This window comes from Streptomyces sp. NPDC005898 (assembly GCF_040629635.1).
Classification (GTDB): domain Bacteria; phylum Actinomycetota; class Actinomycetes; order Streptomycetales; family Streptomycetaceae; genus Streptomyces.
In genome coordinates this window covers 96660-109918 of record NZ_JBEXWC010000004.1, presented here as the reverse complement: position 1 = coordinate 109918, position 13259 = coordinate 96660, and the positions used below count along the sequence as shown (strand labels likewise).

Below are 13259 nucleotides of genomic sequence, written 5' to 3'. Positions count from 1 at the left end.
TGCGTTGTCCGGCAGATGTACGCGGCTCAGGCGCCACGTACGCGGCACAACGGAGGCTCCTCGTGGATTTCACCGGTTTCAGCGCCCAGCGACTCGTGTTCCGGCCCGGCGACCCCGGGTACGACGACGAGATCGCCGGATTCCAGACCGGCTTCGCGACGCGGCCCGACCTCGTCCTCGGCGCCACGAGCCCCCAGGACGTCGTGGCCGCCGTGTCGTACGCCGGTGAGCACGGGCTGCCCGTAGGGGTCCAGGCCACCGGCCACGGGCTGCCGGGGGCGTCCCGGGGCGGCCTCCTGATCAGTACGCGGCGGATGGACTCCGTACGCGTCGACGCCGCCGCCCGCACCGTCACCGTCGGCGCCGGCGCCCGCTGGGGGCAGGTCGTCGAGGCCGCCGCGCCCCACGGGCTCGCCCCGCTGAACGGCTCGGCGCCGGGCGTCGGCGTCGTGTCGTACACCCTCGGCGGCGGCCTCGGCATCCTCGCCCGGCAGTTCGGCTACGCGGCCGACCACGTCCGCTCCCTCGACGTCGTGACGGGCGACGGCACCCTGCGCCATGTCACCGCCGACAGCGACCCCGAACTCTTCCAGGGGCTGCTCGGCGGCGGCGCGACCCTCGGCGTGGTCACCGAGCTGGAGATCGGCCTCGTGCCGGTGGCGCGGCTGTACGGCGGGGCGATCGCGTTCGACGGCCGCACGACGGACCCCGCGGCCCTGCTGCGCGGCTACGAGCAGTGGACGCGGAACCTGCCCGAGGAGCTGACCTCCTCGCTCTGCGCGCTGCTCTACCCCGACATCCCCCAGCTCCCGCCGCTCCTGCGGGGCCGCTACCTGATCTCGGTGCGCGTCGCGTTCACGGGGACGCGGGCCGAGGGCGAGCGGCTGGTGGCGCCGTTGCGCGCGCTGGCCCCCGCCGTGTCGGACACCCTGCGGGAGATGCCGTACACCGAGAGCCACACCATCCACAGCGACCCCGACTTCCCGCACGCCTACTACGGGGACAGCGTGCTGCTCAGCGGCCTGGACGTCGACGCGGCCGGGGAACTGCTCGCGCTGACCGGCCCCGACGCCGACTCGATGCACGTCGTCCAGATCAACCACTTGGGCGGGGCGCTGGCCCGGCCCGCGAAGAACGCGGTGCCCCACCGCGGGGCGGGCTGGCTCGTCCGCGTCCTCTCCCCGCTGGACGGCACGGACGTGGCGACCGTACGGGAGCTGCACGCACGGGCGTTCGGGCGCGTGGCGGGGCAGCGGCTGGGCCGCTCGCTGAACTTCGCGTTCGGCGGCGCCGACCGGCCCGAGGGGCTGTACGACGCGAAGACGCGGAAGAGGCTCGCCGGGCTGAAGGTCGCGTACGACCCGGCGAACCTCTTCAGGCGGAGTTACGGCGTCGGTGCCAGCTGACGGATGGTGCAGGGGTGTTGACGTGTGCGCCGGTGGGCGTGTTCGCCGACGGGCGTGTGCGTCAGCGGTCGAGCAGCTTCCAGGCCGTGGGCAGCGCGCCCATCGCGAGGGCGGCCTTCAGGGCGTCGCCGATCAGGAAGGGCGTGAGCCCGGCGGCGACGGCCTGGGTCAGCGACATGCCGGTCGCGGCGGCGAGGTACGGCACGCCGACCGCGTAGATGATCGCGGAGCCGAGCACCATCGTGCCCGCGGTGCGCAGCACGGAGCGGTCGCCGCCCCGGCGGGCGAGGGCGCCGACCACGGTGGCGGCGAGCAGCATGCCGAGGACGTAGCCGAGGGAGGGGGCCGCGACGCCCGAACCCGCCTGCGCGAACCACGGCATGCCGGCCATGCCGACCAGCGCGTACAGCGCGAGGGAGAGGAAGCCGCGGCGGGCGCCCAGCGCGGTGCCGACGAGCAGCGCGGCGAAGGTCTGACCGGTCACCGGCACGGGGGAACCCGGGACGGGCACCGCGATCTGGGCCGCGACACCGGTGAGCGCGGCGCCGCCGAGCACGAGGGCGGCGTCCTTCACACGGGACGCGGGCAGCAGGTCGGCGAGGACCTGGCCGGGACGGGGGGTGGCAGCGGCGATGCTCATCGGGGACTCCGCGGGAGGGCTGGGGCGGGTTGGGACGCGTCGACGCTATCCCAGGCGGGGGCGCCCTCACAGCGGCTCCGGGTGACAACCCCGGGGCGGGGGCTTGGTGGGCTCCGGACAAAGGGCCTCCCGTACACCTCGCCGGGCGTGACGCTCGTCACGGAGGTCGGCGGGTGGGTGGCCCGTTTTGCGCGGAGGGGCGCCGCCCGGGGAGACTGTGGAGTCCCGCCAAAGTCTCCGTGACGCCGTGATCCCGTTACCCGTAACGCCTTGAGCCCGTGACGCCGTAAGCCCGTAAGCCCGTAAGCCCGTAGCCCTAACGCCTTAAGCCCGTGATCCCGTAGTCCCGTGATCCCGTAGCCGTACGCCGTAAGCCCGTAAGCCCGTAATCCCATAGGCCCGTGACCCCGAGAGCAGCGCTGAGCACCATGCACGACCCCCAGGCCTCGGCCGCTTCCTCCACCGAGCCGCTCGGCGGCGGGCTCAAGCAGCGGCATCTGACGATGCTCGGGCTCGGCGGCGTCATCGGGGCCGGGCTCTTCGTCGGGTCGGGCGCGGGGATCGCCGTCGCGGGGCCCGGGATCGTCGTCTCGTATCTGATCGCGGGCGCGCTCGCGATGTGCGTGATGCGGATGCTCGGCGAGATGTCGGCCGCGATGCCCGCCTCGGGCTCCTTCTCCGTGCACGCGGAGCGCGCGCTGGGCCGCTGGGCCGGGTTCAGCGTCGGCTGGCTGTACTGGTTCCTGCTGGTCGTCGTGCTCGCCGTGGAGGCGACCGGCGCCGCGCAGATCGCCCACAGCTGGGCGCCCGCGGTGCCGCAGTGGGCCTGGGTGCTGCTCTTCATGCTGGTCTTCACCGGCGCCAACCTCGCCGCCGTGAAGAACTTCGGCGAGTTCGAGTTCTGGTTCGCGACGCTGAAGGTCTGCGCGATCGTCGCGTTCCTGGCGCTGGGGCTGCTCGCGATCTTCGGGGTGCTGCCGGACACGGACCCCGTGGGCCTCACCCACCTCAGCGGTGACGGCGGTTTCCTGCCCAACGGCTGGGCCGGCGTGGTCTCCGGGGTCCTCGCCGTCGTGTTCGCCTTCGGCGGCCTGGAGGTCGTCACGATCGCGGCCGCCGAGTCCGACGACCCGGTCCGCTCGGTCGCCCGCGCGGTGCGCAGCGCCGTCTACCGCATCCTCTTCTTCTACGTCGGCTCGATGCTGGTCATCGTGACGGTGCTGCCGTGGACCGCGCAGAAGGCCGGCGCCAGCCCGTACGTCACCGTCCTCGACTCGATCGGGGTGCCGTCCGCCGGGACCATCATGAACATCGTGGTGTTCGTGGCCCTGCTCTCGGCGCTCAACGCCAACCTCTACGGGTCCTCCCGGATGGTCTTCTCCCTCGCCGAACGCGGCGAGGCCCCGAAGGCCCTCCTGAAGGTGTCCGGCGGCGGGGTCCCGCGCCGCGCGGTCCTCGCCTCGGTCGCCTTCGGCTTCGTATCGGTCGTACTCAATTTGAAGTGGCCCGATTCGGTCTTCCTCTACATGCTCAACTCGGTCGGCGCGGTGCTGCTGTTCGTCTGGGCGCTGATCGCGGTGTCGCAGCTGCGGCTGCGGCGGCGCATCGAGCGGGAGGCCCCGGAACGGCTGGTCCTGCGGATGTGGGCGTTCCCGTATCTGACCTGGGCGGCGCTGGTCGCGATGGCCGCCGTACTCGCCCTGATGCTGAACGACGACGGGGCGCGGCCCCAGCTGCTGTGGTCGGCGGGGGCGACGGGCGTGGTGCTGGCGGTCGCCGGGCTGCGGGAGTGGCGGGGCCGGCGGCGGCCGTGACCTCGCGTGAACGCGCCGTGAACTTCTTGTGGCGGTTTCTTCACGACGTGTAAGCGTCGTGTCCGTATACCGGTCGGTGGTTCCCTGTCAGCGGTGCCGGACTTCAGACTGTGGGCCCGCTCGACTCCCCCGCCCCGGCTCTCGACCCGTTTCCTCCGTCCCGGTTCTCGGTCCGCTTCCTTCCGTCCCGGCTCTCCCGGTCATGACCCGCTTCCCCTTCCGCTCCTCCCCCGTCTCGGCTACTGAACAGGGCCCGCCCATGTCTCGGACGTCCAGCTCCAAGGACGCCGCATCCGCACCCGATGCGACACCAGCACCTGATGCCGCACCCAAGGCCGACTCCCCGCTCGTCCACGGCCTCAAGCAGCGGCACCTCTCCATGATCGCCCTCGGTGGCGTGATCGGCGCAGGCCTCTTCGTGGGCTCCGGAGCGGGCATCGCCAAGGCCGGTCCCTCGATCGTCCTCGCCTACGCGATATCCGGCGCGCTCGTCATGCTCGTGATGCGCATGCTGGGCGAGATGTCGGCCGCCAACCCGGCCTCGGGCTCGTTCTCCGTGCACGCCGAACGCGCCATCGGCCCCTGGGCGGGCTTCACGGCGGGCTGGGGCTTCTGGTTCCTGCTGTGCGTCGCCGTGGGCCTGGAGGGCATCGGCGCCGCGAACATCATGGTGGGCTGGTTCCCCGGCACCCCGCAGTGGGCCTGGGTCGCCCTGTTCATGCTGGTCTTCTGCGGCGCGAACCTCACGGCCGTGAAGAACTTCGGCGAGTTCGAGTTCTGGTTCGCCGCCCTCAAGGTCGGCGCCATCGCCCTCTTCCTCGGCATCGGCGTCCTCGCGATCCTCGGCATCCTGCCCGGCTCGGACACCCCGGCCCCCGGCCTGGAGCACCTCACCGGCGAGGGCGGCTTCATGCCGAACGGCACGGACGGCCTGATCATCGGCCTCCTCGCCTCGGTCTTCGCGTACGGCGGTCTGGAGACCGTCACCATCGCCGCCGCCGAGTCCGAGAACCCGGTCAAGAGCGTCGCCAAGGCCGTACGCACGGCGATGTGGCGCATCGCCCTCTTCTACGTCGGCTCCATGCTCGTCGTCGTCACGCTGCTGCCGTGGGACAACAAGGACGTCGCCACCAAGGGCCCCTACGTCGCCACCCTCGACCACCTGGGCATCCCCGGCGCCGGGCAGATCATGAACGTCATCGTGCTGATCGCCCTGCTCTCCGCGATGAACGCCAACATCTACGGCGCCTCGCGCATGTCGTACTCCCTGATCGAGCGCGGCCAGGGCCCCAAGGCGCTCGGCCGGGTGTACAGCGGCGTGCCGCGCCTCGCCGTGCTGGCCTCGTCGGTCTTCGGCTTCGGCTGCGTGCTGCTCAGCTACTGGAGCCCCGACCAGGTCTTCCCCTGGCTGCTCAACATGATCGGCGCGATGATCCTCGTCGTCTGGATCTTCATCGCCGTCTCGCAGCTCCTCCTGCGCCGCCGGACGGAGCGCGAGGAGCCGCAGAAGCTGGTCGTGCGGATGTGGGCCTACCCGTACCTGACCTGGGTGGCGCTGGCCGCGATGGCGTACATCTTCTTCCTGATGACCGAGCAGCCCGACACGCGCAAGCAACTGCTCGCCACGGGGGCGCTGACGCTGTGCCTCGCCGTCATCGGTTTCGTGCGGCAGAAGCGGGCGGAGCGGGGGGCGGTCACGGCCGCCGAGTAGGACACGTTTACGCGGAGGGGCCCTGGGTCGATGACGACCCGGGGCCCCTTTGTCGTTTCCGGAAGGCCTTCGTCGTTTCGGGGGGGGCCTAGGGCGAAGGGCTGATCAACTTGCGGGGCCTACTGCTGTTAGCCTGCACTTGCGCATGACTTGCAATAAGAAGTAAGAAGCAGTGAGAAGCAGCAGTCGGAGGGCTCGGACCATGGCCATTTACACGCTTCCAGAACTTCCGTACGACTACGCGGCGCTCGAACCGGTCATCAACCCGCAGATCATCGAGCTGCACCACGACAAGCACCACGCCGCGTACGTGAAGGGCGCGAACGACACCCTGGAGCAGCTGGCGGAGGCGCGCGACAAGGAGACGTGGGGCGCCATCAACGGCCTGGAGAAGAACCTGGCCTTCCACCTCTCCGGCCACATCCTGCACAGCATCTACTGGCACAACATGAACAGCCCCAAGGACGGCGGCGGCGGCGAGCCGCTGGCCGCCGACGGCGTCGGCGAGCTGGCGGACGCGATCACCGAGTCCTTCGGCTCCTTCGCCAAGTTCAAGGCCCAGCTGACCAAGGCCTCGGCGACGACGCAGGGTTCGGGCTGGGGCGTCCTCGCCTACGAGCCGCTCAGCGGCCGCCTCATCGTCGAGCAGGTCTACGACCACCAGGGCAACGTCGGCCAGGGCTCCACGCCGATCCTGGTCTTCGACGCCTGGGAGCACGCCTTCTACCTCCAGTACAAGAACCAGAAGGTCGACTTCATCGAGGCCATGTGGCAGGTCGTCAACTGGCAGGACGTCGCCAAGCGCTACGAGGCCGCCAAGCAGCGGGTGAACGCCCTGCTGCTCGCTCCGTGAGGCGTGTCCGGCGCGTGGGACATCTCCGGCGCGTGAGACATCTCCCGTGCGTGAGGCCGTCCGCCTCGTGAAACGTCCTGCCTCGTGATCGTCTTCTCAACTTTCGCCGAGGCAGGCGGATAGAGGAGAGACCCCCGTGAGGACGTGACTCACGGGGGTCTCTCTGTTGTACGGGCTCACCGGCTGTGCGCGGCGGCTCGCGGGGTCACTCGAAGTTCGGGCCCTCGGTCCGCGTCCGCTTGATCTCGTAGAAGCCCGGCGTCGAGGCGACGAGCAGCGTCCCGTCCCACAGGCGCGCCGCCGCCTCGCCCTTGGGCGCGGGGGTGACGACGGGGCCGAAGAAGGCGATCTGCTCGCCGTCGGCACCGGGGACGGCGATGACGGGCGTGCCGACGTCCTGGCCGACCTTGTCGATGCCCTCCTTGTGCGAGGCCCGCAGCTCGGCGTCGTACACGTCGGAGTCCATGTGGTCGACGAGGTCGGCGGGCAGGCCGACCTCCTCCAGAGCCGCGACGACGGCCTCACGGGTGGCGCCCTCGCCACGGTTGTGGAAGCGGGTGCCGAGCGCGGTGTAGAGCTTTCCGGTGATCTCCTCGCCGTGCTTCTGCTGGGCGGCGATGACGACCCGCACCGGGCCCCAGGCCTGGGTGGCGAGCATCTCCCGGTACTCCTCGGGCAGCTCGTCGAGCCTGTTCTCGTTCAGGACGGCGAGGCTCATCACGTGCCAGCGGACCTCGACGTCACGGACCTTCTCCACCTCCAGCATCCAGCGCGAGGTCATCCAGGCCCAGGGGCAGAGCGGGTCGAACCAGAAGTCGACCGGGGTCTTGACGGTGTTCTCGGACATGTCTCTCCCTAGGGAATGTGTTCGGCGCCTGGGGAGGGGAACGTCGGGGGTCCGTCGGGGCATTCCCGGATGTCGGCGGCCGACGCCACATGCGAGGATCGTAGACATTCGTACGAGTCATGCGAGTCACAAGGGAGTGCCGCCCGTGCCCGGTGAGAATCTGTCCCGCGACGAGGCCCGCGAGAGGGCCGCGCTGCTGTCCGTCGAGGGCTACGAGGTCTTCCTGGACCTGCGCTCGGCGGTCGGCGACGGCGGCGGGGAGCCGCGCACGTTCCGCTCGGTCACCACGATCCGCTTCCGCGCCGAGGCGGGCGCGGCGAGCTTCGCGGACCTGGTCGCGCCCAGCGTCACGGCGGTGTCCCTCAACGGCAAGGACCTGGACCCCGCCGCGGTCTTCGACGGCACCCGGATCGCGCTGGACGACCTGGCCGAGGAGAACGAGCTGGTGGTGGACGCCCAGTGCGCCTACAGCCGCACCGGTGAGGGCATGCACCGCTTCGTCGACCCCGAGGACGGCGAGGTCTACCTCTACACCCAGTACGAGCCGGCTGACGCCCGCCGGGTCTTCGCGGGCTTCGAGCAGCCGGACCTCAAGGCGCCCTACCGCTTCGAGGTGCGGGCCCCCGAAGGCTGGACGGTGTGGTCCAACGGCGTCGGCGAACTGACCGACGGCGTATGGCGGTTCGCCGAGACGAAGCCGATCTCCACCTACATCACGGCGGTCGTGGCCGGCCCCTACCACCACGTCACCGACACCTACGAGCGCGTCCTGGCCGACGGCACGCGCCTGGAGATCCCGCTCGGCGCGATGTGCCGCAAGGGCCTCGCCCCGCACTTCGACGCGGACGACGTCTTCCTCGTCACCAAGCAGGGCCTGGACTTCTTCCACGACAACTTCGACTTCCCCTACCCCTTCGGGAAGTACGACCAGGCCTTCGTGCCGGAGTACAACCTGGGCGCGATGGAGAACCCGGGCCTGGTCACCTTCCGCGAGGAGTTCATCTTCCGCGGCAAGGTGACCCAGGCGTCGTACGAGCGCCGGGCCAACGTGATCCTCCACGAGATGGCCCACATGTGGTTCGGCGACCTCGTCACCATGCGGTGGTGGGACGACCTGTGGCTCAAGGAGTCCTTCGCCGACTTCATGGGCTCCTTCTCCATGGTCGAGGCGACCCGCTTCACCAACGGCTGGATCACCTTCGCCAACAACCGCAAGGCCTGGGCCTACCGCGCCGACCAGCTGCCCTCCACGCACCCCGTCACCGCCGACATCCGCGACCTGGAGGACGCCAAGCTCAACTTCGACGGGATCACCTACGCCAAGGGCGCCTCGGTCCTCAAGCAGCTCGTCGCCTACGTGGGGCGCGAGGCCTTCCTGGAGGGCGCCCGGCGCTACTTCAAGCGCCACGCGTACGGCAACACCGTCCTCGGCGACCTGCTCTCGGTCCTGGAGGAGACGTCCGGGCGCGACATGACCTCCTGGTCGCGGGCCTGGCTCCAGACGGCGGGCGTCAACTCCCTGACCCCGCAGGCCATCTTGAACTCGGAGGGCCGGATCACGGAACTGTCCGTGCTCCAGGAAGCCGCCGAGTCCCACCCCGAACTGCGCCCGCACCGCGTGGCGGTGGGCCTGTACCGCAGGACGGCCGGCGGCGACCTGGAGCGGTACGCCCGCGCCGAGGTGGACGTCGACGGTCCCCGCACGGTCGTGGCCGAACTGGCCGGCGAAGCCGCTCCCGAGCTGATCCTCGTCAACGACGACGACCTCACCTACTGCAAGATCCGCTTCGACGAGACCTCCCTCGCCACGCTGCGGGAACACCTCGGGGACCTCACCGACCCCCTCGCCCGCGCCCTGTGCTGGTCCGCGCTGTGGAACCTCACGCGGGACGGCCTCATGCCCGCCCGCGACTTCATCGGGCTCGTGCTGCGCTTCGCCGGGCACGAGAGCGACATCGGCGTCCTCCAGATGCTGCACGCCTGGGCCAACTCCGCCCTCACGCACTACGCCGCCCCCGACTGGCGCGAGGAAGGCGGGCGGGCGCTCGCCGAAGGCGCCCTGCGGGAACTGCGGATCGCGGCGCCGGGCAGCCAGCACCAGCTGACGTGGGCGCGGTTCTTCGCGGCGGTGGCGTCGTCGCCGGCCGACCTGCAACTGCTGGAAGGGCTCCTCGCCGGCACCGCCAAGATCGACGGCCTGGAGGTCGACCAGGAGCTGCGCTGGGCCCTGCTCGGCCCGCTGGCCGCGCACGGCGCCGCCGACGAGGACACCCTCGCCGCCGAACTGGCCCGTGACGACACGGCCTCCGGCAAGCGGCACCACGTGCGGTGCCTGGCCGCGCGGCCCTCGGCGGCCGTCAAGGCGCAGGCGTGGGCCTCCGTCGTGGAGTCGGACGCCCTGTCCAACGCGCTGGTCGAAGCGACGATCGCGGGCTTCGCACAGCCGTCCCAGCGGGAGCTGGCCGCGCCGTACGTGTCCAAGTACTTCGACGCCATCGAGCGGGTGTGGACCGAGCGGTCCATCCAGATCGGCATGGACGTGGTGCGGGGCCTGTTCCCGCACCTCCAGGCGGACCAGGCGACACTGGCGGCCGCCGACGACTGGCTCACCGCCCACGCCTCCGCCGCGCCCGCGCTGCGCCGCCTGGTCCTGGAGTCCCGCGACGACCTGGCCCGGTCGCTGCGGGCGCAGGCGTGCGACGCGGGGGCCTAGGCCGGCCGGGGGAACGGGCCTCCGTGTGACCCGGGGTCCCGTTCCCCCACCCCGACCGGGGCGTCGCCCTGCGCCGCCGCTTCGCGGCGGGTGTCTCCCACCCACCCGCCCGTTTGCCCCGGGTCGGGCGGTGGGCGTAGGGGCGCGGAGCCTGGGCCCTGCGCCCTGCCCCGCCGCTTCGCGGCGTCTCCCGCCCACCCACCCGTTTACCCCGGGTCGGACAGTTGAGGTAGGGGCGGGGAGCGGGAGATCATCGGCAGTCGAACGTCCGTGCTTTAGGGCGGGCCTGTCCCGTTTTGTCGACGGGTCTGTAACAGCGGTTAGCGGCCCGCACGGCCGAGGGAACGACCCGGGCATGAACCAGAACGCCCCGCTCCCGCTCCCCCCGCGGCACCTCCCCCACACCCACCCCCGCATCCTCAGCACCGCCCAGCTCCGCGCACACGGCGTCTCCGCCGCCGACGCCGGCGCCCGGTGCCGCCCGGGCGGCCCCTGGCAGCAGCTCCTGCCGGGCGTGTACCTGCTGCACCCCGGCCCGCCGACCAGCGAGGAGCGGCTGCACGGCGCCCTGCTGTACGCCGGGCGCCCACCCGCCCGCGAGGCCGCCGCCGTGCCCGCCCAGCCCGGCGCCGGCGAGCCGCACGCCCCGTACACCGACGCGATGATCACGGGGCTCGCGGCGCTCACCCTGCACCGCTTCTCGGCCGTTCCCCCGCTGCCGTCGCTGGAGCGCGTCGACGTCCTGGTGCCCCGCACCCGCCGGCTGCGTTCCGTCGGGTTCGTCCGGCTGGTGCGCGGCGCCGCGCTGCCAGCCCCGCAGCAGATCACCGGGGTCCCGGTGGCCCCCGTGGCGCGCGCCCTCGCCGACGCGGTGGCGCAGCTCACCGACGCGGGTTCGGTGCGCCGGCTGCTCACCGAGGCGGTGCGCGGCGGCCACTGCGAGCCGGCGGCCGTCGTCGGCGAACTGCGCGCCGCCCGGCTGCTGGCGCTGCCGCACGTCGTGGACGCCGTCGACTCGCTGCTCGCCGAGGGCCGGGCCATCGCGGAGGACCGGCTGTACCGGATGGTCGCGGAGCACGGCCTGCCCGATCCGCTGTGGAACGTCGAGCTGCGGCTGCCCGGCGGCCCGCACCTCGGCGGCGTCGACGCCTACTGGCCGGAGCAGGCCGTCGCGGTGGAGCTGGACACCCGGGCGCCCCGGCAGGGCCTGCGTCAAGGCGACGAGGCCCTGTGGTCCGAGTACGCCCGCAAGCGCGAGCATTTGGAGCGGCTCGGCATCACCGTCGTCCACCTCACCCCGAAGAAACTGCGGGACGCGGCGGAGCAGCAGGCGACCGTCGTGCGCACCGCGCTGATGGCGTCGGACGACCGGGAGCCGGCGGCGTATGTCGTGGCGCTGCCCCGCTGACGGCAGGCCGGCCCAGCACGCGCGGTTTTGTGCCGGCTCAGCGCTTCTTGAGGATCAGCTCCGTGTTTCGGTCCCCCGCCTCGCCGCCCAGCGCGGGCTTCGCGCCCGGCGCGTTGAAGGACAGTTCGCGGTAGAGCGCGGCGAGGCCGGTCTGGGAGAGGTCGGTGAAATCGGTGCGGTGCGGGGCGGCGGACTCGATGAGGGTGGTGAACAGGGAGAGGGTGCCGTCGTGGTTGTCGGCGACCTCCACGACCCGCGCGAGCTGCGGGAAGTCGATGTGCGAGGCGGTGGAGACCTCCCAGAACGCGCCGTGCGGGGTGCGGTGCGGGGTGATCGCGTTCTTGTGGCTGTGGCCGTTGACCCAGGCGAGCACCGAACGGTGGCGGCCGAGCAGCGCGCGGATCTCCTCGCCGCCGTGCCGGGCCTCGCCGGGCCGGGCCGGGTCGTGGCGGAGGTTGCGCATGGTCCTGCTGGTGTGGTGGCTGAAGACGACGACGTACGAGGGTCCGCCCTGGCGCCGCCCGGCGGCGGCCAGCTCGCGCTCCAGCCAGCGCAGTTGGGCCGTGCCGAGGGACCCTTCGTAGTGGCCGGCGGGGTCCGTGCTGTCGAGGCTGATGCCGAGCACGTCGTCGCTGATGCGGAAGGAGTAGTACTGCGTGCCCGAGGCGAGGTTCTCCCGCGTGTAGCCGTGGCCGACGGGGCCGGGGCCGGTGTGGGCGGGGTCGAGGTGCGCGCGGACGTACTCGGCGGGGGTGAAGGGCGCCCGTGACGCGTCCGGCGTGATGGACCGCATGCGCCGCGCCTCGCTCCGCAACAGCTCCTTGAAGTGGACGCCCTTGGGGTCGCGGCCCTTCTTCACGGCCTTCCACAGGGCGGCGCCCCGCGCCTCGTCCAGGGACATCAGTTTCCTGCCGCCGACGGCGAACTCGGTGAGGTAGGAGTCCTGCGGCGCCCAGCAGCCGCCGGGCAGCGCGTCGTGGTTGCCGACCGTGGAGTACCAGGGCAGGCCGAGGCCGGGGCTGTTGACCTCGCGGACGGCGGCGTCGAGGAAGCCGGGCAGGCGCGGGAAGCCGAGCGCCTTGTCGGTGTCGCGCAGGGCGCCGTCCGGGTGCCAGTACAGCTTGAGGCCGCTGTCCTGCACGCCCTCGTAGCGGCGCGGGTCCCCGGTGTTGGGGGTGATGCGGCCGCCGCTCATCACCTTGAGGTACCAGTCGAGTTCGGCGCGGGAGTTGTTGTCGGTGTTGTCGCCGGTCGTCACCACGCAGTGCAGCGGGGCGCCGGTGGCGGGGGCGCCGCGCAGGGCGTTGACGCGCTCGACCAGGGAGACCGCGCCGGCCACCGAGAGGGACTCGTGGGGCCGCCAGGCGCTGGCCGTCTGGGCGCGCAGGTACTCGTAGCGCAGGGGGTGCTGGACGTCCACGAGGTGCAGGTCGGTGAATTGCACGAAGGCGGCCAGCGGGGTGCGCCGGTTCTCGCGCCCCGCCTTCGCCGCCGCCAGGTCGCCGCGCACCACCCGGGGCCAGCCGGGCCCGTCGCCGAGCCTGCGGTAGCCGGACGTGCCGCGCGGGGCGGCGGCGGTGAGCAGGGTGGTGCCGGCCTGGTAGGGCGCGAGGGGCGCGGCGGAGGCCTGCCGGGAGCGGGGCACGGTGACCCGCCCGGCGGGTGCGGCGTTGCCGGAGCCCGCGCCGGGGCCCAGCGTGTGGCCGATGCCGGCGGCGAGCGTGACCGCTCCGGTGGCGGCGAGAAGGGCACGGCGGTCGAGGCGCCCGGCGGCGCCGGCCGTGGCCGAGGCGAGACCCGCGGCGGCCGTGGCGGTTGCGGTGGCGACAGAGCGTGTGCGCGGCATGGCGCGGTCTCCCCGAGTGCG

Annotated in this window: 9 protein-coding genes; 6 read left to right on the top strand and 3 right to left on the bottom strand. The window is 72.2% G+C overall.

The genetic code is table 11. The annotated features are described in order from the left end of the window. Positions 1-62 precede the first annotated feature (62 nt). Positions 63-1406, top strand: coding sequence for an FAD-binding oxidoreductase (locus tag ABZ385_RS07800; protein ID WP_358910394.1), 1344 nt, complete (start codon positions 63-65; stop codon positions 1404-1406). Positions 1407-1467: 61 nt separating this feature from the next. Here ABZ385_RS07800 and ABZ385_RS07795 read toward each other — a convergent pair whose 3' ends face one another. Further along, positions 1468-2046, bottom strand: coding sequence for a biotin transporter BioY (locus ABZ385_RS07795; protein ID WP_358582148.1), 579 nt, complete (start codon positions 2044-2046; stop codon positions 1468-1470). Between the two features lie 428 nt (positions 2047-2474). Between ABZ385_RS07795 and ABZ385_RS07790 the strand changes: the two genes are divergently transcribed. The 3 genes from ABZ385_RS07790 to ABZ385_RS07780 all read left to right on the top strand — a co-directional run bounded on the left by ABZ385_RS07790 (position 2475) and on the right by ABZ385_RS07780 (position 6424). Beyond that, positions 2475-3860, top strand: a complete 1386-nt coding sequence (locus ABZ385_RS07790; RefSeq protein ID WP_358910590.1) for an amino acid permease — start codon at positions 2475-2477, stop codon at positions 3858-3860. Positions 3861-4119: 259 nt separating this feature from the next. Next, positions 4120-5571: an amino acid permease gene (locus ABZ385_RS07785; protein WP_358910392.1), complete on the top strand. Its 1452-nt coding sequence runs from the start codon at positions 4120-4122 to the stop codon at positions 5569-5571. Positions 5572-5773: 202 nt separating this feature from the next. Next, complete coding sequence (locus ABZ385_RS07780) at positions 5774-6424, top strand: superoxide dismutase (RefSeq protein ID WP_358582145.1); 651 nt, start codon at positions 5774-5776, stop codon at positions 6422-6424. A 205-nt stretch (positions 6425-6629) separates the two neighbouring features. Here ABZ385_RS07780 and ABZ385_RS07775 read toward each other — a convergent pair whose 3' ends face one another. Beyond that, positions 6630-7271 carry a DsbA family protein gene (locus ABZ385_RS07775; RefSeq protein WP_358582144.1) on the bottom strand — a complete coding sequence of 214 codons (642 nt, stop codon included), beginning with the start codon at positions 7269-7271 and terminating at the stop codon, positions 6630-6632. Between the two features lie 145 nt (positions 7272-7416). Here ABZ385_RS07775 and pepN point away from each other — a divergent pair, with 145 nt between their 5' ends. Next, positions 7417-9984 (top strand): aminopeptidase N, encoded by a 2568-nt coding sequence (pepN, locus tag ABZ385_RS07770; RefSeq protein ID WP_358910390.1) that lies wholly within the window; start codon positions 7417-7419, stop codon positions 9982-9984. A 355-nt stretch (positions 9985-10339) separates the two neighbouring features. Further along, the gene (locus ABZ385_RS07765; protein ID WP_358910388.1) at positions 10340-11392 is read left to right on the top strand and encodes a hypothetical protein; all 1053 of its coding nucleotides are present in this window, start codon (positions 10340-10342) and stop codon (positions 11390-11392) included. 37 nt (positions 11393-11429) lie between these two features. Here the strand turns inward: ABZ385_RS07765 and ABZ385_RS07760 are convergent, their stop codons facing one another. Further along, positions 11430-13238 carry a TIGR03767 family metallophosphoesterase gene (locus ABZ385_RS07760; protein ID WP_358910386.1) on the bottom strand — a complete coding sequence of 603 codons (1809 nt, stop codon included), beginning with the start codon at positions 13236-13238 and terminating at the stop codon, positions 11430-11432. Positions 13239-13259: the final 21 nt, after the last annotated feature.

Bases quoted from the DNA above. Each gene is read 5' to 3' on its own strand.
- ABZ385_RS07760 (WP_358910386.1), bottom strand. From the start codon at position 13,238: ATGCCGCGCACACGCTCTGTCGCCACCGCAACCGCCACGGCCGCCGCG.
- ABZ385_RS07790 (WP_358910590.1), top strand. From the start codon at position 2,475: ATGCACGACCCCCAGGCCTCGGCCGCTTCCTCCACCGAGCCGCTCGGC.
- ABZ385_RS07780 (WP_358582145.1), top strand. From the start codon at position 5,774: ATGGCCATTTACACGCTTCCAGAACTTCCGTACGACTACGCGGCGCTC.
- ABZ385_RS07795 (WP_358582148.1), bottom strand. From the start codon at position 2,046: ATGAGCATCGCCGCTGCCACCCCCCGTCCCGGCCAGGTCCTCGCCGAC.
- ABZ385_RS07785 (WP_358910392.1), top strand. From the start codon at position 4,120: ATGTCTCGGACGTCCAGCTCCAAGGACGCCGCATCCGCACCCGATGCG.
- ABZ385_RS07775 (WP_358582144.1), bottom strand. From the start codon at position 7,271: ATGTCCGAGAACACCGTCAAGACCCCGGTCGACTTCTGGTTCGACCCG.
- ABZ385_RS07765 (WP_358910388.1), top strand. From the start codon at position 10,340: ATGAACCAGAACGCCCCGCTCCCGCTCCCCCCGCGGCACCTCCCCCAC.